The organism is Catellatospora coxensis, from assembly GCF_016862635.1.
GTDB classification, from domain to species: Bacteria; Actinomycetota; Actinomycetes; order Mycobacteriales; family Micromonosporaceae; genus Catellatospora; species Catellatospora coxensis.
Genome location: NZ_BONI01000014.1, coordinates 42,711 through 68,366, shown reverse-complemented (window position 1 = coordinate 68,366; position 25,656 = coordinate 42,711). Strand labels below are relative to the sequence as shown.

Sequence of the window (25,656 nt, the reverse complement as noted above, 5' to 3'; positions counted from 1 at the left end):
CATCGGCCGGCGAAACGAAGCCGGGAACGGAGCTGAGCACAAAGGACGGGCGAACCCGACGGCGGTTACTCTCAGTGGGCTGGATGTTCCAGCAATCCGGCCGCACAGCGCTGTTCGATCAGCCGGCCGCCTCGAACACCGACCCGGTGGTCTCGCCGCCCTCGGGCCGGCCGGCCAGGCAGTACAGCAGCCAGGTGTCCCGGTCGACCTGGATCGGCCAGGCCTCGCGCCGCCAGCCGACGGTGGCCGAACCATCCCGGGTCCGCTGCGCCACGGCCTGCGCGGAGCAGAGGGCGGCGACATCGGCCCGCTTCATGAGCTCCTCCTGACCGACGAACTCCGCCCCGTCCGGCAGCGCCCCCACGACGACCGTCTCCCAGTAGTGCGGCTGATCGCAGGTGATCCGCCTCGGCCGGTGCGCCGTGCCGCCAGACAGGGTCAGGCCGCCCCAGCACTCGGGCGCGGGCGGGCAGGCGGCCGCGCCGCACGCCACATACCCGGCGGGCACCCGCTGATCGGTGATGGACCCGTCCGGCGCCGCCCACCGGGGACCCGTGTCCCCCCACACCGCCCAGCCGGCCAGCCCGCCGCCCACGAGCACGACCAGCGCGACCGCCGCCGCGGCGAGCACCGGGATCCGCCGGAGCGCGGCAATCCTGCCGGAGCGGCCCGGACCGACGCCGGTGCTCGCGTGTGGACCCCGGGACGGTGCCGCCACCGCGGGCGACGCGCCGCCCAGCACGCCGCGGGCGGCCTCGGCCAGCGCGGCAGCCGACGGCCAGCGCTGCTCGGGATCGACCTCGAGTGCCCGCTCGACCAGGGCGGCCACGGGCGCGGGAACATCGGGTCCCAGCGGAGGCGGCGGCTGCGCCACCCGCTGCATGGCCACCGCGAACGGATTCTCGCCGGTGAACGGGCGGCGTCCCGCCAAGCACTCGTAGGCCACCACACCCAGCGCGTAGACGTCGCTACGCGCGTCGGCGGGCCGGCCGAGCACCTGCTCCGGGGCGAGATACGACGGTGTGCCCAGGATGCCGCCCGGCGTGGTCAGCGCCGTGTGGTCCTGCGCGCGGGCGATGCCGAAGTCCGTCAGCACGACGGTGCCGTCGCGGCATACCAGCAGGTTGCCGGGTTTGACATCGCGGTGCACGATGCGCCCGTCGTGCACGGCCTGCAGCGCCTCGGCGATCTGCGCGACCACCGCCAGGGTGGCCTCGACGGTCAGCCGGCCCTGCCGGGCCAGCGTCTGTGACAGCGGCTCGCCCTCGACGTACTCCATCACCAGGTACGCGCCACCGCCGTCGCCGTGGTAGTCGTGGATGGTGACCACGCCGCGGTGGCGGACGCCGGCCATCGCGCGCGCCTCGGCGAGAAACCGGCGGACGAACCCGGGATCGTCGAGCAGCGCGGGCAGCACGGTCTTCACCGCGACGACCCGGCCGAGCACCGTGTCGGTCGCCCGCCAGACCTCACCCATGCCGCCGGCGCCGATCCGCCCCTCCAGCCGGTAACGACCCCCGAGCAGCGCTCCTGGACTGTGCATGACCTGCCTCGCTCCTCGCCGTTCGGGTCGCCCGCCGACGATAGCGCCGCGCCCCGACACCCCGCCGCCGCGATCGCATAGTGAGAAGCGCCGGACGACGCGGCACTGCGTACGACCTGATCGGCCGTCGGCGGCCGAGCCGAGCCGGCTACTCCCAACCGCGGCCGCCGGGCGTGAGCCGGTCGATCTCCACCAAGACCTGGTCGACGGCCGGCCGGACCCGCGCGAACAGGTCGTCATCCCAGCTTTCCGCGACCTGCCCGACGTAGATCGCCTTCGCGTGTGCCAGCACCGGCTGATGCTCGGCCGCCAGGTGCGCCATCGCCCAGTCGGCAGCCGCGTCCTTGGACCGGATCTCCCCCGTCGCGAGCGTGACCCAGATCCGGGCGAAGGTGAGAACGACGTTGCGGGTGTCGTCGGCGAGGTCGGCGAGCAGGCCCGGAATCCCGGCGACGATCGCGTGGCGCAGATCGGCCGGCGGCACCGGGTCGAGCAGGTCCGCCGGCGGCGGCCCGAACAGCGGGGTGTCGCCCGCCAGCGCCATCGTGAGCAGCGGCGCGAGGTCGGGACTCGGCGCGGGCTGCGGCAGCTCGCCACGCTCGTACCGGTCGCGCAGCCACTCGCCGTACAGGAAGTCGCAGGTCGGCGGGTATCGCCACGGGCGCACGTCAGCCAGGACGACGACGATCAGCTCGACGGGCCGGTCGGGTCCGCGTCGCGCACGGCGTCCCGAGATGTCCAGCAGGCCGTCGACGAGCCGGTGTCGCTGCTCGGGCGTCGCGCTGCGGCGCGACACCGCGAGCACGTCGACGTCACTTCGCGGCCGCAGGCCGCCGAGCACGGCGGAACCGTGCAGGTAGGCGCCGATCAGATCCGTGCCGAGCACCGCGCGGACCAGCGCCGCCACGTCGTGGGCCTGCTGACTGATCATGGCCAGGGATGCTAGCCAGCCCGGGTGGCCCGGACAACGGGATTGGCCCGCGCCTGACGCGCTCGCCGGGCGAACCGGTTCGCCGCCTGCCGGCGCAGTGATCATCGAAGGTTCAGCAGGGTTTGGCAGACAACGCCTATATGGACCGCCCGCGAACCGACAGCCTGGACACCGCCACGCGCGGACCCGCGCGGCACCCGTGGACAATCCCCCAACCCGGAGGTTGAAGCGCGTCGCACGCTCGCCGTCTCCATCGTCTCGGCCGCCCTGGCCCTGTCGTCTTCCCGCCGGCCGGGCCGTTCCGCGCCCGGCCGTCCGCCGGCGCGTCGCCGAACGAGACGGCTGATACGCCACATCCGTCCCATCAATCGTCCTGTCCGGAATCGCCGAATCAGCATTCACGGCCGCCTTTCGTGCGGTGCTGACGGCTGTCCCGACGGCCGGGTGCAGAAGGTCGGGCAGGCCGCGGGTGTGGACGTACACAAAACGTGGTCGGCGCTGGACGGCCGGTGACGACTCCCGGAAGGGTGAGGGTTGCGCCCATACCCCGTCGGTTCCTTTGTGGTCAGACGCGTGCCCCGGCACCTGTTCTCTCGCAACGGAGCCGGTCCATCCGCGCCCAACGGAGTTGTGCATGCCCCATCGAACGTCACCGACCCGCCGCGCCCTCGCGGCGCTCGCCGCGGTCGGCCTCACCGCCGCCGGCATCGGCTCCGCCATGCCGGCACACGCCGGCCCGAACCACACGACCGTGGTCGCGGCGGCGCCGTCGGCGGCATCGCCGGACATCAAGGACGGCACCGTGTACGCCATCCACGACGCCGGAACGAAGATCATCGCTGCCGGTGACTTCACCACGGTCCGCAACCGCGGCACCGAGGTGGACATCACCCGCAACAACATCCTCGCCTTCGACAAGGCCACCGGCACCGTCGACACCGCGTTCGCCCCGACCGTCAGCGACGAGGTCTCCGCCGTCATCGCCGGACCCACCGCGGGCACCGTCTACATCGCCGGCAAGTTCAACACCGTCAACGGCGTCACCCGGCGCAAGGTGGCCCTGCTCAACGTCAGCACCGGCGCGCTGGTCACCGGCTTCGCCGGCCCCGCGTTCAACGGCGCGGTCAAGGACATCGCCCTGGCCGGCAACCGCCTGCTCGTCGGCGGCATCTTCACCACCGCCGGCAACGCGAGCCTCGCCCGCGGCGGCCTGGCCTCGGTGAACGCGAGCACCGGCGCGCTGGACAGCTACCTGACCACCAGCCTGACCGAGAACCACAACTACGACGGGGTCAGCGGAGCCAGCGCCGGCGTCGGCGCGAGCAAGCTGGCGCTGTCCCCCAACGGCCAGCAGCTGGTGGTCGTCGGCAACTTCAAGAAGGCCAACGGCGTGCTCCACGACCAGATCGTGAAGCTCGACCTCGGCGCGAGCGCGGCCGCCGTCGCCGACTGGAACACCACCCGGTACACGCCACGCTGCGCCTGGTGGGCGTTCGACACCTACATGCGCGACCTGGCGTACTCCCCGGACGGCAGCTACTTCGTCGTCGTGACGACCGGCGCGCCGAACGCGGGCACACTCTGCGACGCGGCCGCCCGCTGGGAGAACGACGCGACCGGCGCCGACCTCCAGCCCACCTGGGTCGACTACGCCGGAGGCGACACGCTGCTGTCGGTCGGCATCACCGAGCAGGCCGTCTACGTCGGCGGCCACATCCGCTGGCTCAACAACAGCTTCGGCGGCGACTCCGCCGGGCCTGGTTCGGTCGGCCGGGCCAGCATCGCCGCCCTCGACCCGCTCAGCGGCCTGCCCCTGGCCTGGAACCCGGGCCGCCACCCGCGCGGCGTCGGCGTCGCCAAGATCCTCGCCACCCCGGACGGGCTCTGGCTCGGCTCGGACACCCCGTGGATCGGCAACTACCAGTACCGCCGCGAGCGGATCGCGTTCTTCCCGCTCACCGGCGGCAGCGCCCCGCACCCGACCACCACGGCGACGCTGCCCGGCAACGTGTACCAGGCCGGCGTCCCGGTGCCGACGAACGTGCTCCACCGGGTCAACGCCGGCGGTTCGCTGGTCGCCTCGACCGACAGCGGGCCGGACTGGGCCGCCGACGACGGCGGCAGCCCCAGCGGTTTCCACAACGCGGTCAGCAACACCGCCGGATACGGCACGGTGCCCAGCGTCGACGGCACCGTCCCGGCGGGCACACCGGCCGCGCTGTACTCCTCCGAGCGGTGGGACCCGGGTTCGGCGCCGGAAATGAGCTGGCAGTTCCCGGTGACCGCCGGCACCGAGGTCGAGGTCCGGCTCTACCTGGCCAACCGGTACGACGGCACCGCCTCGCCCGGCACCCGGATCTTCAACGTGGCGCTGGACGGGGTCACCGTGCTGGCGAACCTGGACCTGTCCGCGGCGGTCGGGCACAACGTCGGCACGATGCGCTCGTTCACCGTCGTCAGCGACGGCACGGTGAACATCGACTTCGGGCACGTCGTCGAGAACCCGCTGATCAACGGCATCGAGATCGTCAAGACGGGGCCGCCGCCGGCCGGCAACGGCGACGAGGCACAGGTCCGGTCGTACGACGGGGCGACCGCGGTCGGCGCGGCGAGCGCCGTGGCCAACCCGGACAGCACCGCCTGGTCGACCGCCCGCGGCGGGTTCTGGGTCGGCGGCACGCTGTTCTACGGCATGGGCGGCGCGCTGTGGCGGCGCACCTTCGACGGCACGGTGTTCGGCGCCGCGACGCTCGTCGACCCGTACCACGACGCCTACTGGGACACCGTGAGCACCGACTCCGGCACCTCCACCTACGCCGGGGTGACCACGAACTTCTACGCCGAGATCCCGAACGTGACCGCCATGTTCTACACCGCCGGGCGGTTGTACTACACCCTGTCCGGGCAGAACGGGCTGCACTGGCGCTGGTTCACCCCGGACAGCGGGGTGGTCGGCGCGGACAAGTTCACCGTCGCCGGGGTGGGCGGCATGGCCGACGCGGGCGGGCTGTTCCTGAACGGGACCACGCTTTACAAGGTCAACCGGAGCACCGGTGACCTCTCCTCCACCGCCTGGAACGGCGGCGTGCCGTCCGGGTCGTACACCCTGCGCAGCGGTCCGGCCGTGGACGGCGCCGACTGGCGGGCGAAGGCGGTGTTCGTCGGCCCGTAGCCGTGGCCGTGGGTGTCCGGACCGATCGAGGTCGACGGGCCGGACACCCACGGCGCGAATCGCCGCTTAGGCGCTCGCCGGCTCAACTCCCGCGTGCCGTACAAGGCTTTTTCGTGGCCGTGCTCGACGCAGACGTCCTCGCGTTGTCGCAGCGCGAGCCGGTCAGCCCGGCCATCCCCGCGCGCGGGAGCAGAGCCGCGAACGTTCAGGTTCGCCTTCAACTGCGCCGACCGGACTTTCTGGCCTACCTGTCCGCTCACCGCGCACGCGAGAGTGATCCGGCGCTGTCGGGCGGGCACAGCCGGCCGCGGGCGGTCGGTCACCGCCCGCGGCCGCCGGGATCAGAGCTGCCGCAGCTGCCCGTAGTAGGAGCCCAGGGAGTCCAGGTACGCCCCGTCCTGGTGGCGTTCCGCCTCGTACTCCGGAGCGTCTTTGACCTGGTCCTTGGTGCAGTCGACGTAGACGCGCTCGTCGTCGAGGTCGATGCCCTTGATGACGCCCGCGGGCAGTATCACCTTGCTGCCGAAGATCCACGGGCCGGTGTCGACCACGATGATCCGCGAGCCCGCCTCACCGGCCTGCTCGTCGATCTTGCCGATCGACCCGTCGGCGGCCTCGACCCGGAAACCGGTCAGGTCCCGCTCGCCGCCCTCGACGACGGGCTTGTAGTCCAGCGTCTCGTGATAGTTCCACGGATCCCACGGCGTGGGGTTCATCAGCACCACGGCAGCCTCCTTGCTCAAGGTCGAGTACTCCTTCGCTCTACCCGCCCATGGCCCCGTCAACCACCTGGTGCTGAGATCGGTGCGACCCGTCCCCGGATCGGGTGCGGGCGCGCCACGGTGGCGCGGCCTGCCGATCGTCCGGCAGACCGCGCCACCTGCTGGTTCGCGCGTCGGGGCCCCGGTCTCGCCGGGCGCGCGAACCGGGATCCGCGGCTCAGGTGGCCGCGGCGGCTTTCAGCTGCTTGGCGCTCTCCACGGTGACCTGAACCGCCCGGATCATCGCCGGGATCGAGCCGACGATCAGCACGATCGCCCAGACGATCCCGACGATCGCGAACACGATGCCGGCGATGGCGTCGGTGATGCTGACCAGGATCCCGGGCACGATCCCGTGCAGGAACACGGCGACGACGTTGCCGAGCAGCGACGTGATCATCATGGCGACGAGGCCTTTGTTCTGCAGGAAGCGCTGCTGGGCGATGATCAGGCAGGCGATCGCGACCACCTTCAGGAACATGATCAGCGACAGCACGACCGCCGCCTCGCCGCGTGGGAAGGACCCGAACAGGATCAGGTAGACGATCGTGCCGAACGGGAACGCCAGCAGCAGCGACACCATCAGGATCAGCTTGGCGACGGCGACGAACAGCAGCACCAGCGCCGTGACGATCAGGATGATCGCCCCGATCAGGGTCGCCAGGCCCTGGGCGCGGGCGTGCAGGCGCTTGGAGGCCAGGATCGCCACGCCCATGAGCACGGCCGTGCCGAGCAGCACCACGTCGATGAGTGCGAGGTAGCTGATGGCGATGCCGCCGGGCCGTTCGGCGACGCCCGGTGGCACGTCGGCGCCGAGTTCGGTGGCGGTGCCCAGTGCCGGGGTGGTGAGGCCGAGCAGGAATGAACTGCTGGTCTCGACGGCGACGACGAGGCCGAGGGCGACGAGCGCGACGAAGAAGAACGGGGTGCGCAGCCTATCCATCACTACCTCCGAGGGTGACGGTGCACTTGTCGCAGGTCAGGCTGATGTCGACGCCCTGGTCGTCGACGGCGACGCGGATCGGTTCCCCGGCGGGCACGTCGCGGTCGAGGATCGTGTCGTCGTGCGGGGCGCGGGTGAGCAGCCGCAGCGGGCCGTCAGGGCGCAGTTCGACTTCGCGCAGGTCGCTGTCGGCCGGCGCGACGGTGAGCACGCAGCCTGCCTCGATGACGAGTACGCCGTCGGTCAGGCAGGGCGCGGACAGGTCCGCCGGGTCGACGGGGTCGGGGTCGCCGAACCAGTCGCCGAGCTGCTGGACCAGGGCGTTGTCGGTCGGGTCGGTCATCGTGCCGTCGTCGGCGGTGGCGACGCCGGTGACGTACAGCGCGACGATCAGCACCGCGACCGCGGCGAGGATCTTCTGTCCCCGGGTGAGCGCGGGCATGTCAGTGCTCCAGGTAGACGCGCACGGACCCGGCCTCGGTCGCGGTGCCGTAGTCGTCGAGGACCTGGACGTTGACGATCACCCAGCCGTTGTCGCGGACGTTGTTGACGGTGTTGTAGTTGAGGGTCGGCATCGCCGGGGTGAACTCGCGCGCGGTGGCGATCTGGCTGGACACGGCCGGGGTGGGCTGGCATACCTCGCCGAAGGCCGACTTCGTGCACCGCTCGATCTGGACGGTGATGAGCCAGCGGACCGGCCACGAGTCGGGCTGGGTCCACACGACGGCGGGCATCCGGCCCGGCGGCACGCTGGAGTTGGTGACCGGTTGGGAGATGACGGGCTTGGCCGCGGCGGCGGAGATGCCGAGGTCGACGGTGCTGCCCTTGGCCGCGGTCGCGCCGCCGGGCAGGGACTGGCGGGTGACTGCGCCGGGACCGCGGGAGTTGTCCCAGCCGAACTGGACGGTGCCGGCCACGAACCCGGCCTTGGCCAGGGCGGCCTTGGCGTCGGTGGGCGGCAGGCCGATCAGCTTCGGCACGGCGACCAGCTCCACCGGGACGGGGCTGGCCGAGGCGGCGGGGGTGGCCGACGCCGTGGGCTGCGGGGTGGCGGCGGGCTGCTCGCCCTCGGGCCAGACGACCCAGGTGATGACGCTGATGACGAGGACGGCCAGGGCGGCGGCGACGACGATCCACCACGGGAACGGCTTCTTCTCCGGCGCGGGCGGGGCGGGGACCACGACGGCGACGCGGCGGCTGAGCACCGACGTCTCCTCGGGGGCGTCGGACAGTTCGGCGTCGCGCTGCGCGCCGAGGGTCAGCGGCGGGGTGAGCCGGGCCTGGAACTCGTAGCGTCCGGCCGGAGCCGACTGCGGGATGTTGATTTTCACGACCAGGGGTGCGGTCGCGCCGGGCTTCGGGCGCGGGTACTCCTCCACGGTGAACCAGGACGCGTCGGTGTCCTGGCCGGTGTGGAAGTCGATGCCGGGCCGGCCGGTGCGCCGGGACTGGTTGGTGATGGTGAAGGTGACCTCGGCGGCGCGGTCCTGGCCGAGGGTCACCTCCGGGGTCGCGGTGGTGATGACCCACTTCTCGGTCTTGTCGTTCACGGCAGTTCTCCCATTTCGAAGGTGGTGGCGGCAGGCTTGTCCAGCTCGACGATGTGCCGGACGCGTTCGAGCAGGTCACTGCCCGCGGGGATGCGTACGATCAGGTGGAACGGCCGGTCGGCCGACTCCTCGATCTCGATGTCGGGCAGGCCGGTGGCCAGGGTCACCGCGGCCCGCAGCCCTTCGCGGGTGCCGCGGGACTGGGCCAGGGCGGTGCCGTGCGCGACCAGGTCCCGGCCGTGGCCGAGGTGGTCGACGGCGACCCAGCGGGCCAGGAACGGCACCAGCTGGGGCGGGCAGCGGTACGGGTGGAACAGGTCCTCGACGGTCGCGAGGCGGGCCTCGCCGGAGGAGTGCAGGCCCTCCATCACGTCGAGCAGCGCCCACAGCACCCCGCTCGGGTGCATGGCCCGCTGGTAGGCGGCAGGCAGCAGGGCGGCGATGGCGTCACGGCGCATCTTCGGTCACCACCTCGATGTCGTGCTCGCCGGAGACGAGCAGCCAGGTGGGCGGGATGGTGACGAGCTGGCGCAGTTCGGTGTCGGCTGCGGAGCGCCACCGGCCCGGTGCGGCGAGGACGTGGGTGCCGCGGTTGCCGCCGGCGAACACGTGGCTGCCGCCGGCGATGGTGCGTACGGGTTCGAAGCGGGTCCGGTCGCGCAGCGGCAGGCCGCAGTTGACCGACGGGGACTCCCACTGCGGCGTGGCGGCCGTGGTGTCGAGCTGGAGCACTCCCCCGCTCTGGCTGGCGGCGTACGCCGTGCCGTCGACGAAGTCGAGGCCCCAGCAGGTGCCGCCGGTCCACCCGGCGGACATCTCCTGCCAGCGCACGTCGGCCTCGAACAGCCGGGCGCGGTAGCAGCCCTTGCCGGGCTTTCGCGGGTCGGTGGTGCCGGTGCCGACCCAGAGGATCGTGTCCGGGCCGTCGAGCTGCACAGACAGGGCGCGGGTGTCGACGCCGTTGAGGCCGACGTGGGCGAAGGTGCCCTGGCGGCCGCCGGCCGTGGACAGGTAGACGCCGTAGGTGGTCTCGGCGGCCAGGGCCACGCCCCACACGCCGCGTTCGGAGACGAAGGTGCGCACGGAGTTGAAGCCGCGGTCCTGGTCCTTGCTGTCGACGATGATCTGCAGCGGGACCGCTCCGTCGAGCAGCGACATCTCGTACAGGCCGACGTCGGTGGCCAGCAGCAGCGACACCGACTCCTCGCGGTCGATCCACGCCGCTTCCAGGACCACGGCGTCGATCTCGGTCAGCTTGCGCCAGGTCTCGCCCAGGTCGGCGGAGACGTGCACGCAGGAGCCGCCCTCGTCGGAGTTGGTGACGACGGCGACCGCGCCGGGGCGGGCGACGACGCCGGGCCGGTCGGACACCGGTGCGGGCACGACCTGGCGCACGACCTCGCCGGGGAACACGGTGACCAGCTCCCAGCCCTCACCGTCGTTGGTGGACCGGAAGACCTGCTCGCCGCCGCCGGCGTACCAGGTGCCGGGCTGGTAGCCGTCGGCGGCGATGGAGCTGACGTCGCGGCTGGGCGCGTGTTCGAGCACGAAGCGCACGTCGTCGACGTAGCGCACGCCGGGTTCGGCCTGCTCCAGGATCCGGTACACGTTGGAGGCGCGCAGCGGCTCGCCGAAGGACCAGCCTTCGACGGTCGCGGGGGCGGGCAGCGGGCTGATGGTCTGGTGGAGGCGGTCGTGGATGCGGCGGCGTACGGCGTCGACGTCCTCCTGGCGGCCGACGACGACCCGGCCCTTGACGGCGACGGACTTGTAGCGGGCCCAGGTGGTGGTGACCGAGGTGCCCAGGGCGCGGCGGCGGTCCAGGTCGGCCTGGGTGTGCAGGCGCACCTCGTCGAGCTGGCGTTCGGCGAGCGCGGCGACGGGCAGCCGCCAGCCGGGGCGGGCCGCCTCGGGCACGTACGGGACCAGGGTCACCTCGACCTCGCCGGGGCGGGCGAACGACCACATGGAGGCGCGGGTGAACGCGCGGGCGCGGGCGACGGCCGGGGAGCCGGCGGTCGCGAGCAGCTCGAAGTCGCGGGCGGTGACGGCGCGGTGGAGGCTGAACAGCTCGTACGGGCCGCGGCGCGCGGCGGCGTCGACCTGCTCGATGTCCCGGCCGCCACGGGCCGCTTCGGCGTTGGTGACCCGTACGCCCGGGATCTGGTCGCGCAGCGCGGTGAGGGTGTTCGCGGCGACGTTGCCGGACGCGCCGCCGCCGACGCGGTACCAGAGGCGGATCTCGCGGTGGGCGGCCGGGACCGCGCCGGGCACGGTGCCGCCGTCGAGGGCGGGCGCGAACGTGACCGTCCCGGCGGCCGGGTCGAGCAGGTAGGCGCGGTCGGCGGGGCCGAGGCCGGCGAAGGTCTCGACGCGCTGCCAGATCTCGAAGGTGCGGCCGTCGTGCTCGCGGGCCGCGCCGGTGACGGGCCCGGTCGCCTGGACGCCGAGCAGCACCTCCAGGGGTTCGCCGGTGTTGGCCAGCGGGGCCCGGTCGGCGCGCAGGACCAGGCCGGGCAGGCCGGTGCCGAGGCCGAGCAGTTCGCCGTCGACGAGTTCGCAGTGGTAGGCGCGTACCCGGGTCTCGGTCTCGCCTTCGGCGATGACGGCCGGGACGGTGGTGGTGAACAGGACCGGTTGCGGGTCGGCGCCGCGGGCGGCGGCGACGCGGGTGCCGGCGGGGATCGCGATGCGGCCGGTTTCGGCGCCGGTGCGGGTGAACGTCAGCTCGGCCCACGCGGCGGCGGGTGGTCGGCGGGAGACGCCGAGCAGGTTCAGGAACTCCAGGTATGCCTTCTCCGGCAGCCGGTTGAGCCGGTACAGCATGACCTCGGTCAGGTACGCGAACGCCTCGATCAGGGCGACGCCGGGGTCGTGGACGGACAGGTCGGTCCAGTCCGGGCAGGAGCGGCGTACCCGGTCGCGGGCTTCGGCGACCAGGTCGTCGAATCTGCGGTCGTCGAGGTTCGGCACGGGGATCATGACGGTTCTCCGAGGTCGAGGGGGTAGTCGAGGACGCCGGCGGCCAGCGTCTGCCGGACCCGGTAGCGCAGGTGCACGTTGAGCCGGGACGCGTTGTCGGGGTCGGGGTCGGCGTCGACCTGCTCGATGTCGATGCGCGGCTCCCAGCGTTCGAGGGCGTGGCGCACGTAGTGGATGGCGAGGCCGGCGGTGGTCTGGTCGTTGGGCGCGAACAGCAGCCGGTGCAGGTGGGAGCCGTACTCGGGGCGCATGAGGCGTTCGCCGGGCACGGTGCCGAGCAGCAGGATGATGGCCTGGCGGATGGCGTCGTCGCCGTGGACGAGCGCGACCCGGCCGGCGGCGGAGGTGACGATGCCGTCGCCTTCGGTGAAGCGCAGTGAGGTCGGGGTCATGAGGTCGCCTCCACGAAGGTCTGGCCGGGGATGCGTACGCGGTAGTGGACGGTGCCGGGCACGGTGCCGTCGGTGAGGCCGTCGAGGCTGTCGAGGACCACGGCGTCGCCGTCGATGCGGATCCAGTCGCTGTAGCCGGTGAACACGCGCAGGGTCTTCACGCAGGGCTTCATGGTCGCGCCGATGTTGGGGCAGCGGGCGACGGCGCGGCCCTGGGGGTCGTCGTCGACGAGCACGGGGTGCCCGGCGATCTCGACCCAGTGCTGGGACGGGTTGTTGGCGACCTTGCCGTCGTGGTCGCAGCGCACGTCGGACGACGAGTCGATGAGTCTCATCCCGGGATCACCTCGGTCGGCAGGCCGGGGATGAGCGCGCGTTCGAAGTCGACGTTGGCGGCGCGGATGGTCATCCGGTGCCCGGGGGCCTCGATGACCAGGTCGGTGCGGGCCAGCAGCCGGACCTTGCCGGGGGCGAGTTCGAGGGCGCTGCCGTCGGCGTTGGACAGGGTGATCGACTTGTCGCCGTCGTCGACGAGGACCTTCTGCCCTTCGGGGCTGTGCAGGGTCCACCGGCGTACGCGTCCGCCGCTGACGCCGCTGTCGGGCGGCGACAACGCGCCGAAGACGGCGCCGAGCACGATCGCCTCGGCGGGGTCCTCATGCGGCAGGGCAAGCACGACGAGGTCGCCGGGGTCGGGCAGTGCGACGATGCCCTTGCCGGGCCCGGCGCCGGGGCACAGCACGGGCAGCCAGCCGAGGTCGAGGTCGCCGTGGCCGGGGAGGATGACCTGGACGCGGCCGCGGCCGTCGGGGTCGTCGACCCCGGTGACCCGGCCCAGGGCGATCGCGGCGGCGCTCGGCTGCGTGGGGCTGTCGGGTGGTTCGGTGCCGAACACGGTGCGGTAGCCGTCGACGTCGACGGTGTGTACGGCCGTGCACACGGGATAGGTGCCGTCGACGGCGTCGCCGACGCCCGCGATCTCGACCGCGCGGCCGGGCCGCAGCGCCGGGTCGCCCTGCGCGGTGCCGCTGACGCACAGCACCCGGGCCGCCGCCCGGTCCAGGGCCGCCTGGGCGGCTTCGGCTTGCAGGCCGGCGGGCTGGTCGATGAGCGCCCGGTCACCGTCTCCGCCGAGTCCGGGCAGCGAAACAGCAGGCCCTGGTTGGTATCCGGGCGCGGCGGCCCGACCGGTGGTGAACTCCCCGCCCGGGTGCCAGCCATAGGTGGCCACTCCCCCGACGGCCCGGTCGGCGTGGCCCTCGACGCGGCACTGCCACAGCGTGTCGCCGAACTTCAGCGGCAGCGCCGACCCGCGCGGGCACAGCGTCTCCAGGACCAGGGTCCGGCCGTCGAGCACCGGGTAGCGGCCGAGCCGGGCGGCGGCGCGGGCGAGCAGGTCCCAGTCGGTGGCGCGGTGCTGGAGCAGCCGCTCCAGCGGCGGCCCCGGGTCGGGGCAGCGCACGGTCAGGTCGAGGCCGGCGGTGAGCTCGCGGGCCAGGTCGGCCAGGGTGACGCCGGTGAAGACCCGCGGCTGCTGCCTGGCGCGCAGCCGGTGCAGCAGGTCGTGGGCGACGACCGTCCAGCCGGTCTCCGAGCCCGGCCCGCGGGTCAGCTCGACGGTGCCGACCTCGCCGTCGAACAGCGGTTCGCCGTCGACGTCGAGTTCCAGGCGTGCCCCGAACGGCCAGCCCGCGGGGGTGTGCATGGTGAGTTCGGCCTGGGCGGGCAGGCCGATGCGCTGGGTGACGCGGGCCGACAGGACCCGGCCCGGCACGGGTGCGCCGTCGAGGCGCACCGACACGGCAGGAATGATCATGACGGGACTCCGAGGACGGTCCCGGCGCGTACGGCCAGGGGGTTGTCGATGCCGTTGTGCTCGGCCAGCTCCCGCCACCGGGTCGGGTCGCCGAGCGCCTCGGCGGCCAGCAGGTCGAACCGGGCCCCGCCGCCGCCGGAGCCGTCGCCGGTGGCCTGCACCGCGCTCGCCGCCGTCGGGGCGGGTGGCGCGGCGGGCTCGCCCTCGCTGCGGATCAGCTTGAGCCGCAGCCAGGACCGGCGCGGGGTGCCGGTGGCGTCGATGGCGTCGAGGCGCTCGGCCACGTTCACCACCACGCCGGGCAGGTTCCAGGTCTTGCCCCAGACCAGGCGTACCAGCGGCGGGCGGCCCTGCCCGTTCTCGGCCAGCTGCCACAGCCGACCGGTGAGCCGGCGTACGTCGTCGGGCCGGTGCGCCTGCTCGACCAGGTCCACATCGAACAGCAGGTCGAGGACCAGCTCGGTGCGGCCGCCGCCGGTGAACAGGAGCGCGTCGTCGACCCCGGTGCCGACCACGGCCCCGGGCAGCGCCGCGGGGCGCACCCCGGCGAGGCGGCGTACCACCAGGGTCTCGGGGTTGACCAGGCAGTCGATGCGCTCGCCGGTGGCGTCGACGAGAAAGGCTATGCGTTCCACGGCCTGCCCTCCTGTTGGCTCTGCCGCAAACGGATGCGGTCGGGGTCGGTACGGGTCGGCGCCGGGACGGCCCACAACTCGGTGTCGTCGAGCAGCTCCGGCCAGGGACCGGCTTCCTGCTCCTGCCCTCGCTCCCGGCCGGTGAGCCGGGGCCACGGCGCGGTGGCCGCCGAGGTGCCGGCCTCGTCGGCGGCGCTCACGCCCGCCGGGCCGACCTGGCCGGGCCTGAACCGGCCGGTGGCAGCAGGCGTGCTGACAGCCGGCACCACGTGCGCCGAGGTGAACGGCGAAGTCCACGGGTCACGGCTCAGAAGCCGGTCGGGGCTCTCCGCGTCGGGGCTCTCCGCGTCGGGATTCGCCGCGTCGCGGTTCGCCGCCGGAAGCCGCTCGGCCTCGACCTGGTCCGCTGTGGAGGGTTGGGGTGTGCGCGTTGCCGCCACCGGCGTGTCTCCGTCGGCGCGCTCGGTGTCCGGGTGGGTCGTTCTCGCTCGCGGCGGGTTCGATCGTGCGCCGGGGTGATCCGCCGTGATGCGTTCGAGCGACGGCGTGGCTGCCTGCTCCGAAGGCGAGACCTCGGTCCTGGCGGACCTGGGCTCCGGGGCCGTGAAAGCGGTGTCGCTCTGTGCGGCCCACAACTTTTTTGATGTGGGCACATCAAAAAAGGTGTGCGCGGACGGCGAAGGTGCCGCTGTGGCGGGCCGTGCCTCCACCGGGGCAGGCTCCTGCCCGGCTCGGTCCGGCATCGCCGCTCCCGGCGTCGATCGGTGTGCCGCGGCCCCGATCGTCGTCGCGGCAGACGGCCCGGTCCGCGACTGATCAGTCACCACCGGCCGGTCCACCGCCGGCCGGTCCACCGGCTGCTGGTCCACCGCCGTCCTTTCCCGCGCCGGCTGGGCGGCTTCGACGGGAGCGGTCGCTCCCGAGCCCACCGTGGCCGGGCCGGGCGAGGCGGTGCCGATCGGCACCGGGTCGGCCAGGCCGGCCGAACCCGACCGCCGGCCGAGGTCGAACCAGGCGAGCGCCACCGGGCTGCTGGGCAGCGCCGGGTCGAGGTCGGCGGCGATCCCCACAGCCGCGGCGGTGCGGCCGTGGTCGACGCCGGCCGGGTAAGCGGCGGCAGCCGGGTAGGCGGCGGCAGCCGGGTACACGGGGGCGGCCGGGTAGGCGGGGGCGGCCGGGCGCAGGGGCGGGGTGGACGGGGCGTCCGGTGCGGGCGTGGGCCCGCCGAGCCGGACGGCCCCGTCCCACGGCGTCCTCGGCTGGGGAGCGGCGCCCCTCAGGCCGAGGAGGCGCCGCAGCCAGCCGAGCAGGTCACGCAGCCGCGCCGACATTGCTGGTCTCCCGCTGGATGCCGTCGTGTGCCAGCACCAGGGTCTCCACCGCGAGTTCGCGGCTCATCGCGTCGAGCGGCGAGCCGTACCACTCCTGGGGCCAGGCGTTGACGAGGTTCCAGCGCAGGGCTTCGGCCGAGCCGGAGCTGTCGAGCATGACGATGGAGACGTTGCGGCGACTGACCTTGCCCTCCACGGCGGTCATCAGCCACTCCCACAGTTCGAGGGAGGAGGTCAGGCCGAAGCGCAGGGTCACCGGGGCGTACGTGACGCGGCCGGGGATGGCGCGCACGACGGAGTTGTTGCCGGCTTCGCGGTACGAGATGGTCTCGACCTTGATGCCCAGGCCGCCGACCTCGGTGAAGTGGCCCTCGGTGACGTTGTTGATGAGCAGCTTGAAGTTGTACGCGCGATACGGGTCCACCAGGTTGCCGGGCTGGGCGGCGGGGGTGGCGGTCACCTCGGGCATGTCAGGCTCCTGCCTGGTCGCCGCCGGCACCGGCGGACTGGCTGATCTTGAAGATGACGAACTCGGCGGGCTTGACCGGCGCGATGCCGATCATGGTCACGACCTGGCCCGCATCACGGACGTCGGCGGGGTTGGTCTCCTCGTCGCACTTGACGAAGAACGCCTCCTGCGGCGAGCGCCCCTGCAGCGCGCCGTCGCGCCACACGCGGGTGAGGAACGCGCTGACGTCGCGGCGGATCGACTTCCACAGCAGGGTGTCGTTCGGCTCGAACACGATCCAGCGGGTGCCGTCGCCGATGGACTCCTTGAGCATGTTGAACAGGCGGCGCACGTTGAGGTAGCGCCATTCGCTGCCGGCGGCGGCCAGGGTGCGGGCGCCCCAGATGCGGATGCCCTCGGCCGGGAAGTGCCGGATGCAGTTGACCCCGGCCGGGTTGAGCACGTCCTGCTCGACCTTGGTGACCCGGTACGACAGGTCGACCGCGCCGCGCACCGGCTCGTTGGCCGGGGCCTTGTGCACGCCGCGCAGGGTGTCGGTGCGCGCCCACACGCCGGCGACGTGGCCGCTGGGCGGGGTGTTGACGACCTCGCCGGTCAGCGGGTCGCGCACGACCAGCCACGGCACGTAGAAGGTGCCGTAGTCGGACTGGCGCGGCCGCAGCCCGCTGTTGTCCTCGGCCGGGGCGGCGTCGCCATCGGCCGGGCCCTTCTTCGCCGGGGGCTTGGCCGGGGTCGCGCCGCCGACGCGGGTGAGCCGCTCGACGTCGCCGGTGTGCTCCGGCCCGTCGAGGATGGCCATCCGGTCGCCCATCAGCTCGCAGTGCGACAGCAGGTCCTCGTACGACAGCGCGTCGGTGTATCCGGGCGCGGCGACGATGGCGACCTCGTCGATCGCCTCCAGCAGCCGCAGGCCGCTGCGCTGGCGGCCCTTGCCGGCCAGCGGCTCGCCGGGGGCGATGTTGACGACGTAGCAGCGGCCGCCGCCGTTGTCGAAGAAGCCGTACACGGCCCGCGACAGCGGCGTGCTGGTGGTGGCGTCGCCGACGAACACGCGGACGAACTCCGACCAGCTGTTGACCGCGACCGCCTCGTTGCGGCGCGCGTCGGCGAGCGGGGCGGCGCCGACGAATCCGGCGGTGCTGGTGCCGACCGACTCGATCGGCCTGCTGCCACCGGACACCTCCTCGACGTAGATGCCGGGTGAGGAGTACACAGGCATTGCTAGACCTCCTGGATCTCGCAGGTGATGACGACGGGTTCGGCCGAGACGGCCGCGACCTCGGCGGACAGCAGCAGCCCGCGACCGGCGACCGACAGGCGCACCGGCCGGTCGGCGGCGACGGGCAGCTCGAAGTGGCCCCGGGTGTCGGTGTACGACGCCGCGGTGCCGTCGGCGGCGGAGACCCGCATGCCGACCAGCGCCACCCCGCCGGGGGTCTGCACCCGGCCGGTGAGCCGCCGCAGCGACACCGTGTCCAGCCGGCCCGGCTGGGTCACCCGGGGGATGCGCGGGGCGGCCGTGGTGACGTGCACCGCGACCTCGCAGAGCAGCGCGACCCGCAGCCGTGCCCCGAGCGCGGTCCACAGCGTGTCCGGGACCGGCTCGGCGAGCAGGTACGGCACGCCGCCGGTGAGGATGCGGTCGAGGGCCTCGATCGCGGTGGCCTCGGGGCCGTCGGCGTGCAGCAGGAACCTGACCCGCAGGCGCAGCGCGTCACCGGGGCGGGCGGGCAGCGTCTCGGGCAGGACCGCGTACGGCCACACGGCCACCCACGGTCCGCCGAAGGCGCCGGACTGCACGCCGACGGATGCGGCCGGGTGCTCGACCCGCACCGCGACGTCCACTTCGGCCAGGCTGGCCAGCAGCAGCGCGGACGCCCGGGCCAACGGCCCGTGGTCCTCGTGATACCGCATCGGAACCTCCGCCTCGTCTCGTGCCGGGGCGGCACGATCGCAGGACAGAGCGTCCGGTCACGGGCGGTGATACACCGCTGCCTGTCAGCTGCGTGACGGGTCGGGCGCTGATTTCCGACGCAGGTCAGGCGGCCCCGGAGCCGAAGCAGCTGAAGCTGTACGCCGTCGCCCAGCGCTCGACGGGCGCGGCGGCCTGGGCGGCGGCGAGCGCGGCGGCCGGCTCGTGCCCGGCGCGCAGCCGCTGGTGCAGGCCGAGCATCAGCTCGCGGGTGGCCTCGTCGTCGACGGGTCCGGTGCTGGCGACCAGGGTGCGGGCGCCCGCGCCGAGCAGCGCGGCGGTCAGCCCCATCAGCTCGTCGCCGGGGTGCACCGCGGACAGGCCGGTGTCGCAGGCGGACAGCACGACCAGGTCGGGGGCGCGCCGCAGGGTGGTCAGGTCGTGCACGGTCAGCGGCCCGTCGGCGAGGTCGAGATGGGAGAACAGCGGGTTGTCGGCGCGGAACTCGCCGTGCGCGGCCAGGTGCACGCGGCGTGCCCCGTCGATCGCGGCGAGGGTCGCGGTGACGGTGGCCTGCGGGCCGACGAGCTGCTGCGCGCCGGGGGCGAGTGCGGCGAGGGCGTGCACTTCGCCGATGGCGTGGTCGGGGCGGGCGGCGGCGACGAGCACGAAGCGTTCGTCGAGGTCGGTGCGGCGGTTGGCGGTGCCGCGCGCCCAGGCGGTCGCGGACGGGGCGACGGTGACGGGCCGCCCGGCGCAGCTCGGCAGCGCCGCCCAGGGCAGGGCCTGCAGCGCACCGGTGGGGACCACGACGAGCTCCCGGTCGCCGGTCAGCGCGGCGACGGGCCGCAGCAGCCAGTCGTCGAGCTGGCGCAGGCCGTGGCGGGCGGCGGCCTCGGCGGCGGCCAGCGACGCCGGGGAGCCGTAGCGCAGCACGAGCCGGCGCATCGCGAACCGCAGCGCGGCGATCTCCGGGGCGAGCGTGGCCGCCTCGACCAGCGGGGTCAGCCGTACGCGGCCGCCGGCGACGACGACGGCGAGCAGCCGCCCGTCCTGCTCGACGAGTTCGACCAGGGCGCGCTCACCCAGCGCGGCGGTGATCTCGTCGACCGAGCCCGGGGCGTCGACCGGGGAGCCGGCGGGTCCGGTGCGCCAGGTGCGGCGGCGGATCGCGTCCTCCAAGGCGCGCTGGCGTTGGAGCGGCCGGGTGCGGCGGATCGCGTCGAGGGAGTCGCCGGCCAGTTCGGCGGTGACCCGGCGCAGCTGGGCGAGCTCGCGTACCAGGTCGGGGTCGTCGGCCGGGGTGCTCGGGGGCAGGCGCAGGGTGGCGGCGCGCCAGCGTTCGGACCAGGCGAGGACCTGCCGGGCGGAGCGCTGCGACAGGGCCAGGCGTACGCCGAGCGCGGCGAGGTCGCCGCCTTCGGCGGAGCTGAGCACCCGCAGCTCGGTCGCGCCGAGCGCGGCCCGGTACTGGTCGAGCAGCCGCAGCCCGTGGCGCAGCGCACGCCGGGCCCCGGCGAGGTCCCCATGGTGGAGACGGCTCAAGGCCTGGGCGTGGCAGGCGCGGATGCGCAACCGGGCCGGGCCGTGTCCGGGCACAACACCGGCGAGGTCGGCCAGCGCGTCGGGGTCGCCGCTCCCGGCGGCGTACAGGCGCGCTTCGAGGGCCTGCTCGGGCCAGCCGGCGGCGTCGAGCGCGTCGGCGAGCGCCCGCAGCCGGGCGATGCGCCGCTGCGGTGCCGCGCGGACCTGCAGATATTCGGCGTGTACGGCCCAGCGCCCGCGCTCCTGGCGGGTGAACGAGCGCCGGGCCAGCCGGGCCGCCTCGCGCGCGCCCGCGGTGTCACCGGCCGCGAGCGCCGCCTGCGCCTGCAGCAGCCGGGCCTGCGGCAGCAGCGTGCCGAGCCGGGCCGCGGCGGCGAGCTCGACGGCCTCCTGCGCCGTCTGGTGCGCCTCGGGCAGCAGCCGCGCCGCCAGCAGCAGCTCCGCCCGGTCGATCAGCGCCTCGGCGGGCCGGGACCCGCTGCGCCGGAAATGCTCGTCGGCCTTGTCGTACCAGGTCAGCGCCGTGACGATGTCGCCGCTGGACGCCGCCACGAACCCGAGGTTGTGCTGCGCCTGCGCCTCCGCGGCCGGTAGCGCCAGCTCCCGGTACAGCTGCTCGGCCCGGCCCAGGTCGGCGCGGGCCTGCGCGAACGCGCCCCGGTAGGTCTGCAGCACGCCCCGGTTGATCAGCGCCCTGGCCTGCCACAGCCGGTCGTCGTGGCGGCGGAAGGCGGCCAGCGCCGACGTGTACGCGGCCAGGGCCTGCTCGTCGCGGCCCAGCCGGCGCAGCAGGATGCCGTGCTGCATCCGGGCCCTGGCCAGCGGCAGCCCGTCCAGCGCCGACAGGGCCCGGCCGATCTCGGCCAGCGCCGCGGTGGGGCGGCCGAGGTCGTTGAGGACCAGCGCCAGGCTCATCCGCGACTGCGCCGCCAGCTCCGGCAGCCGGGCCCGGCCCGCGACCGCGATCGAGCGCCGCAGCCGCGCCGCGGCCAGCGCCGGATCCTGCAGCTCACGGGCGGCCAGGCCGAGGATGCGCAGGGACACCGCCCTACCCGCGGGATCCCGGTCACGTTCGGCGCGGGCCAGCAACCGCTCGCCGAGCACCCCGGCCCGTCGCGGGTCGGCCATGACCATCGCTAACACGCGCTCATGCTGGAAGACTCTCGCACGACCGTCCTATCGACACGGACGGTAGTGTCAGCGTTGCGACACATCTGGATGTATCAGCAGGCCGTCGGCCGCACTCTGTTGCAGGACGCAACACGAGACGGAGGAACGACGATGGCTATGCCGCAGGATCGCCTGCACCGCTGGCAGGACCGCCGCGCCCGGCGCATGGCCGGGCTGCCCTGGCTCGGCCAGGAGACCCGCCCCGACCGCAAACCGGTCTGGTACACCCGTGACGAGCTGCTGGTCCTGTCCGACCACCGGGCGTCGGCCGAACGCGTCCTCGGCGGCCTCGGGCACACCCGGGGCGTCGGCGAGACCGAACTCGCCCCCGGCCTGCTGCGCCTGCGCGCCGACGGACTTGACGTGCCGACCGCCGCCCGCCGAGTCCGCGAGGCCGCCGCCCGCGACGGCGACGAGCGCACCGTCGTCAGCCCCAACCACGTGTTCGTGTCCACGCCGTTCGAGCACGGCGGCCCCTTCGGCCCGCCGCAGCCGGCCCCGAAGCCCGGCGACCGCCCCGGCCCGCGCAAACCCGGCCAGGAGGTCGGCGTCGCGGTCATCGACACCGGCGTGTGGCGCGACAGCCCGCTGCCCGCGCACGCCTACACCGCCGCGCCGGCCGACTACGAGATCGACACCGACGTCGACGACGACGGTGTCATGGACGGCGACGTCGGGCACGCCAACTTCATCATCGGCGTCATCGGCGCCCGCACCGGCAAGGCCGACGTACGGGCGATGCGGGTGCTGGACACGTTCGGACTGTGCACCGAAGCCGACCTGATCCTCTCGTTCGCCCGGCTCACCGACGAGAAGCTGATCAATCTGTCGCTGGGCGGGTACACCCTCGACGACCAGCCGCCGCTCGCGCTGGCCACCGCCCTGTCGGCGCTGCTGACCGGCCGCGACCGGCTCGTCGTCGCCGCGGCGGGCAACGACGGGCTGCGCGACCGGCCGTTCTGGCCCGCCGCGTTCGCCGGCACCGACGTGCCCTGGGCCGACCAGGTCGTCGCCGTCGCCGCCCACGACGGCAAGGAGCTGTGCGACTGGAGCAACGCCGGTCCGTGGGTGACCGTCACCGCGCCCGGGGCCGACATCACCAGCACGTTCGTCAAGCACGGCCAGTTCCCGACCGGCTGGGCGCTGTGGAGCGGCACCTCGTTCGCCACCCCGCACGTGGTGGCGATGCTGGCCGAGCACACCGCGCGCAGCGGCTCGACCGAGGTCGCACGCAAGGCCGTGCTGGCGGCCGCGACCCGCACCTACGGCGGATACCCGGGCCTGGCATGACTCAGACGCCGCCCCACACGCTGCCCGAATTGGACACCGCCGCGCTGCTGCGCCAGGCCGCCGAGGGCAGCCAGCGCGCCTGGAACACCATCGTGGAGCGGTACTCGGGCCTGGTCTGGTCGGTGGCACGCAGCCACCGGCTCGGCCAGGCCGACGCCGCCGACGTCTTCCAGGCCACCTGGCTGCGCCTGGTCGAGCACCTGGGCGCGATCCGCGAACCCGACCGGCTCGGCTCCTGGCTGGCCACCACCGCCCGGCGCGAGTCCCTCGCGGTGCTGCGCCGCGCCGGGCGGGACCTGCCCGTCGGTGACCTGCTCACCCTCGAACCGCAGGACCGCACCGCCCCCGAGGTCGACAGCGACCTGCTGCGCCGCGAACGCGACGGCGTGCTGTGGCGGGAGTTCGGGCAGCTGCCCGGCCAGTGCCAGTCGGTGCTGCGGCTGCTGCTGCTGGACCCCGCACCGAGTTACGCCGAGGTCAGCGCGGCCTTGGACATCCCCGTCGGCAGCATCGGCCCGACCCGTGCGCGCTGCCTCGACCAGTTACGCCGGAGGTTGAACCCCTGATGACCGCGTACGACGACGACCTGCCCGCCGAGCTGCGCGGGCTCACCACACGCATGGACCCCGTGCCGCCGCACCTGATCGCGCTCGCCAAGGAGAGCCTGGCCTGGCGCGACACCGACGCCGCGCTCGCCGAGCTCGTCCGCCAGATCGACCTGGCCGGGGTGCGCGGGGAGGACCTGCCCGACCTGTTCACGTTCACCGCCGGCGAGCTGACCATCGAGATGGAGGTGGCGGTGACCGGGCTGACCGCGGCGCTGACCGGCCAGCTCGTCCCGCCGCAGCCGGCCAGCATCCGCGTCGACCACGCCGACGGCCCCACGTGGGTCGAGGCCGACCCGCTGGGCCGGTTCTCGGTGGCCTGCGTGACCCGCGGGCACCTGCGCCTGCACTGCCATCCCGCGCAGGGCGGCCCGGTCCAGACGTCCTGGACTCTGATCTGAATCCGCAGGTGGGGAGGGCCGTGGTCCCCGGCCCTCCCCACGGAACCCGATCGCGCTGATCGGGTCTGGTGGGCGGTCAACGGGGGCCGCCCACCAGTCATGCACCGCTAGAGCTGCTTGTCCTTCGGCTCCTCCACGGCCAGCTCCAGGTCGATGCTGCCGTCCTCGGCCGGGCTCTCCACGACGTGCGTGCCGAACCCGGCCCGGGCCAGCGCCCCGAACCGCGCGAACGTGTCCGCCACCGCCGTCATCGCCCGGCGGGCGCCGAGCCAGTGGTTCTCCCCGTACGCGTGGTAGGCGTCGCCGTAGGTGATGCCGTCGGTGAGGCTCAGCAGGGGGCGCTTGCGGCCGGAGTTGACCTTCATGACCGCCGCGAAGCTGACGAGCATCAGGCCGAACACGTTGCCGGCCCAGGTGAGGTTGAACTCGTCCACGCCCGGCACCCGGTTGCGGCCGCCGGCCGCGGCGGTGAAGCTCACCGTCTTGTTCTTCTTGTGGTACGACTGGATCCAGCCCGTGTGCCCGTCGAGCGGGTGGTCGGGCGTGGTGCTGGCCAGCCCGCCCCGGTGGATGTACAGCGGGGTCTCGATGATGAACGGGCGGCTGAAGTCGATGACCGCGTTGCCCAGGTGCAGCAGCCCCTGCGGCGGGGTGTTCGCCGCGATCATCTGATCCCGGTACTCGATGAGCTTGCGCTGCTCCTCCAGCTCGCCGCGGATGTCGCCGTCTGCGAACGGGTCACCGTCCGACGGCTGGCCGAACCGGGTCAGGCTCGGCACCGGCCCGCCGGACGGGGCGAACATCGACAGCATGCCCCAGAACGGCGACCACGACGTGGTGTCCTCGAACTCCTTCTGGAACTCCTCCGGCACCGGCTGGGCGTAGGTGTGGTTCAGGTACGCGTGCTCCCTGCCCAGCCGGTTCTTGCGGCGCAGCACCCAGCTGAACCCGACGAAGTACGGGTGCCGGGGCCGGTAGGAGCCGTCCTTCGCGTTCGACCGGGCCTCGCACGCCTCGGCCAGCTTCGCCATGCCGACGCCGCCGTTGTCGCACATGGCGATCGGGGCCAGCTCGGGCTTGTCGAGGTTGAACTCGGTGCCGGTGGTCTCCTTGGCGAGCTTCGTGAACGAGTCCTCGTCGAGATCGTTGACCTGCACGCCGACGAGCAGGTTCAGCTTTTTGAGGTTGAGCCGGTACCTCATGAGCGCGTTCTGCTTGATGATTTCCCAGCGCGTCGGTTCGGGCTGCATGCTGCCTCCTCAGGGCGGTACGCGGTCCCGGTGACCGCGTGTACCCGAGCAGATGTGCGACGACTCGCCCCTGATACCGGCGGCGGTGGCGTACATCGGACATGGGCCGGCTTCACCCGGGCGGCAGCAGCCGACCGCCAAAGGATTGCCCGTCATGGTCGTCGGGTCGCCGACATGGCAGGATCCGGCGGTGACGAGAACGGTTCTGGTGACAGGTGCGACCGGCGGCATCGGCAGCGCGACGGTACGGGCGCTGGGGGCCCACGGACACCATGTCATGGCCGCCGGCCGAAACGCCGCACAGCTCGACCGGTTGTGCAACGAGGTGCCGCACGCCACCCCGGTGATCCTCGATCTCATGAAGCCCGCCGACCTGCCCGGTCAGCTCGCGGAACTGGATCGCCTCGACGCGCTCGTGCACTGCGCCGGCATCGCCGAGGTCGCCGCCGTCGACGAGACGCCGTACGGGTTGTGGCAGGAGACTTTGACGGTCAATGTGGCCGCCGCCGCGGAGTTGACGCGGCTGCTGCTGCCCGCGCTGCGCAGCGCAGCCGGCCGTGTGGTGTTCGTCAACGGCGCACCCGGACTGCACGCCGTGCCACGGTGGTCGGCCTACACGGCGAGCAAGGCCGCGCTCCGCGAACTCGCCGACTCGCTGCGCCAGGAGGAAGCCCGATACGGCATCCGCGTCACCACGGTCTACCCCGGTGGCACCGCGACGGAACTCCTGCGGAAGGTGCGCGGGCAGTTCGGGCGGCCGTTCGAGCCGGCCGACTGCATACGGCCGGAGACGCTGGCGTCGCTGATAGTCACCGCCCTGCACATGCCTGACGACGCGTACGTGTCAGAACTGTCGGTGCTGCCGGCACCTCGCGCCTGACTCGTCGCGACCCCGCCGGGGTGGTGGCATGGCCGCCTCCTGGGAGAGAGGCAGGCCATGCCACGTGACGATCCGGCC

At 73.5% G+C, this 25,656-nt stretch carries 23 protein-coding genes; 5 read left to right on the top strand and 18 right to left on the bottom strand.

Annotated features, from left to right (window positions below; genetic code table 11):
* Positions 1–118 precede the first annotated feature (118 nt).
* On the bottom strand, positions 119–1,543 hold the full coding sequence (locus Cco03nite_RS10300; RefSeq protein ID WP_203691614.1) for a serine/threonine-protein kinase: 1,425 nt from the start codon (positions 1,541–1,543) through the stop codon (positions 119–121).
* A 148-nt stretch (positions 1,544–1,691) separates the two neighbouring features.
* Positions 1,692–2,474 (bottom strand): aminoglycoside adenylyltransferase family protein, encoded by a 783-nt coding sequence (locus Cco03nite_RS10295; RefSeq protein WP_203691612.1) that lies wholly within the window; start codon positions 2,472–2,474, stop codon positions 1,692–1,694.
* Between the two features lie 634 nt (positions 2,475–3,108).
* Between Cco03nite_RS10295 and Cco03nite_RS10290 the strand changes: the two genes are divergently transcribed.
* Positions 3,109–5,646 carry a malectin domain-containing carbohydrate-binding protein gene (locus tag Cco03nite_RS10290; protein WP_203691610.1) on the top strand — a complete coding sequence of 846 codons (2,538 nt, stop codon included), beginning with the start codon at positions 3,109–3,111 and terminating at the stop codon, positions 5,644–5,646.
* 341 nt (positions 5,647–5,987) lie between these two features.
* On the opposite strand, the gene Cco03nite_RS10285 is transcribed toward Cco03nite_RS10290, so the two are convergent.
* The 15 genes from Cco03nite_RS10285 to Cco03nite_RS10215 all read right to left on the bottom strand — a co-directional run bounded on the left by Cco03nite_RS10285 (position 5,988) and on the right by Cco03nite_RS10215 (position 21,116).
* Complete coding sequence (locus Cco03nite_RS10285; RefSeq protein ID WP_239167266.1) at positions 5,988–6,389, bottom strand: PRC-barrel domain containing protein; 402 nt, start codon at positions 6,387–6,389, stop codon at positions 5,988–5,990.
* Positions 6,390–6,585: 196 nt separating this feature from the next.
* Positions 6,586–7,350 (bottom strand): hypothetical protein, encoded by a 765-nt coding sequence (locus Cco03nite_RS10280; protein WP_203691608.1) that lies wholly within the window; start codon positions 7,348–7,350, stop codon positions 6,586–6,588.
* Complete coding sequence (locus Cco03nite_RS10275) at positions 7,343–7,792, bottom strand: hypothetical protein (protein ID WP_203691606.1); 450 nt, start codon at positions 7,790–7,792, stop codon at positions 7,343–7,345. The genes Cco03nite_RS10280 and Cco03nite_RS10275 overlap by 8 nt, the downstream gene beginning before the upstream one ends.
* A 1-nt stretch (position 7,793) precedes the next feature.
* Positions 7,794–8,900: a PASTA domain-containing protein gene (locus Cco03nite_RS10270; RefSeq protein ID WP_203691604.1), complete on the bottom strand. Its 1,107-nt coding sequence runs from the start codon at positions 8,898–8,900 to the stop codon at positions 7,794–7,796.
* Positions 8,897–9,358 carry a phage tail protein gene (locus Cco03nite_RS10265; RefSeq protein ID WP_203691602.1) on the bottom strand — a complete coding sequence of 154 codons (462 nt, stop codon included), beginning with the start codon at positions 9,356–9,358 and terminating at the stop codon, positions 8,897–8,899. The genes Cco03nite_RS10270 and Cco03nite_RS10265 overlap by 4 nt, the downstream gene beginning before the upstream one ends.
* The gene (locus tag Cco03nite_RS10260) at positions 9,348–11,882 is read right to left on the bottom strand and encodes a putative baseplate assembly protein (RefSeq protein ID WP_203691600.1); all 2,535 of its coding nucleotides are present in this window, start codon (positions 11,880–11,882) and stop codon (positions 9,348–9,350) included. Before Cco03nite_RS10260 ends, Cco03nite_RS10265 begins: the two co-directional genes overlap by 11 nt.
* Positions 11,879–12,274, bottom strand: a complete 396-nt coding sequence (locus Cco03nite_RS10255; RefSeq protein WP_203691598.1) for a GPW/gp25 family protein — start codon at positions 12,272–12,274, stop codon at positions 11,879–11,881. Before Cco03nite_RS10255 ends, Cco03nite_RS10260 begins: the two co-directional genes overlap by 4 nt.
* Positions 12,271–12,609: a hypothetical protein gene (locus Cco03nite_RS10250; RefSeq protein ID WP_203691596.1), complete on the bottom strand. Its 339-nt coding sequence runs from the start codon at positions 12,607–12,609 to the stop codon at positions 12,271–12,273. Before Cco03nite_RS10250 ends, Cco03nite_RS10255 begins: the two co-directional genes overlap by 4 nt.
* Positions 12,606–14,090 (bottom strand): phage baseplate assembly protein V, encoded by a 1,485-nt coding sequence (locus tag Cco03nite_RS10245; protein ID WP_203691594.1) that lies wholly within the window; start codon positions 14,088–14,090, stop codon positions 12,606–12,608. The genes Cco03nite_RS10250 and Cco03nite_RS10245 overlap by 4 nt, the downstream gene beginning before the upstream one ends.
* Positions 14,087–14,725, bottom strand: coding sequence for a CIS tube protein (locus tag Cco03nite_RS10240; RefSeq protein ID WP_203691592.1), 639 nt, complete (start codon positions 14,723–14,725; stop codon positions 14,087–14,089). The genes Cco03nite_RS10245 and Cco03nite_RS10240 overlap by 4 nt, the downstream gene beginning before the upstream one ends.
* A complete protein-coding gene (locus Cco03nite_RS10235; RefSeq protein ID WP_203691590.1) occupies positions 14,713–16,056 on the bottom strand; it encodes a hypothetical protein in 1,344 nt (447 codons plus the stop codon). The genes Cco03nite_RS10240 and Cco03nite_RS10235 overlap by 13 nt, the downstream gene beginning before the upstream one ends.
* Positions 16,037–16,525: a phage tail protein gene (locus Cco03nite_RS10230; protein WP_203691588.1), complete on the bottom strand. Its 489-nt coding sequence runs from the start codon at positions 16,523–16,525 to the stop codon at positions 16,037–16,039. Before Cco03nite_RS10230 ends, Cco03nite_RS10235 begins: the two co-directional genes overlap by 20 nt.
* Position 16,526: 1 nt before the next feature.
* Positions 16,527–17,744: a phage tail sheath family protein gene (locus Cco03nite_RS10225; RefSeq protein ID WP_203691587.1), complete on the bottom strand. Its 1,218-nt coding sequence runs from the start codon at positions 17,742–17,744 to the stop codon at positions 16,527–16,529.
* Between the two features lie 2 nt (positions 17,745–17,746).
* A complete protein-coding gene (locus Cco03nite_RS10220; protein WP_203691585.1) occupies positions 17,747–18,439 on the bottom strand; it encodes a hypothetical protein in 693 nt (230 codons plus the stop codon).
* A 124-nt stretch (positions 18,440–18,563) separates the two neighbouring features.
* Positions 18,564–21,116 carry a CHAT domain-containing protein gene (locus Cco03nite_RS10215; protein ID WP_239167281.1) on the bottom strand — a complete coding sequence of 851 codons (2,553 nt, stop codon included), beginning with the start codon at positions 21,114–21,116 and terminating at the stop codon, positions 18,564–18,566.
* A 147-nt stretch (positions 21,117–21,263) separates the two neighbouring features.
* Between Cco03nite_RS10215 and Cco03nite_RS10210 the strand changes: the two genes are divergently transcribed.
* Genes Cco03nite_RS10210 through Cco03nite_RS10200 form a run of 3 tightly spaced genes read left to right on the top strand, consistent with a single transcriptional unit; the run spans position 21,264 to position 23,448 of the window.
* Positions 21,264–22,442: a S8 family peptidase gene (locus Cco03nite_RS10210; RefSeq protein ID WP_203691583.1), complete on the top strand. Its 1,179-nt coding sequence runs from the start codon at positions 21,264–21,266 to the stop codon at positions 22,440–22,442.
* The gene (locus Cco03nite_RS10205; protein WP_203691581.1) at positions 22,439–23,008 is read left to right on the top strand and encodes an RNA polymerase sigma factor; all 570 of its coding nucleotides are present in this window, start codon (positions 22,439–22,441) and stop codon (positions 23,006–23,008) included. Before Cco03nite_RS10210 ends, Cco03nite_RS10205 begins: the two co-directional genes overlap by 4 nt.
* A complete protein-coding gene (locus tag Cco03nite_RS10200; protein WP_203691578.1) occupies positions 23,008–23,448 on the top strand; it encodes a hypothetical protein in 441 nt (146 codons plus the stop codon). The genes Cco03nite_RS10205 and Cco03nite_RS10200 overlap by 1 nt, the downstream gene beginning before the upstream one ends.
* A gap of 107 nt (positions 23,449–23,555) precedes the next feature.
* On the opposite strand, the gene Cco03nite_RS10195 is transcribed toward Cco03nite_RS10200, so the two are convergent.
* Positions 23,556–24,698, bottom strand: coding sequence for a hypothetical protein (locus Cco03nite_RS10195; RefSeq protein WP_203691576.1), 1,143 nt, complete (start codon positions 24,696–24,698; stop codon positions 23,556–23,558).
* Between the two features lie 190 nt (positions 24,699–24,888).
* Here Cco03nite_RS10195 and Cco03nite_RS10190 point away from each other — a divergent pair, with 190 nt between their 5' ends.
* Entirely contained in the window at positions 24,889–25,578 is a 690-nt protein-coding gene (locus Cco03nite_RS10190) for an SDR family oxidoreductase (RefSeq protein WP_203691574.1), read from the top strand.
* Positions 25,579–25,656 lie beyond the last annotated feature (78 nt).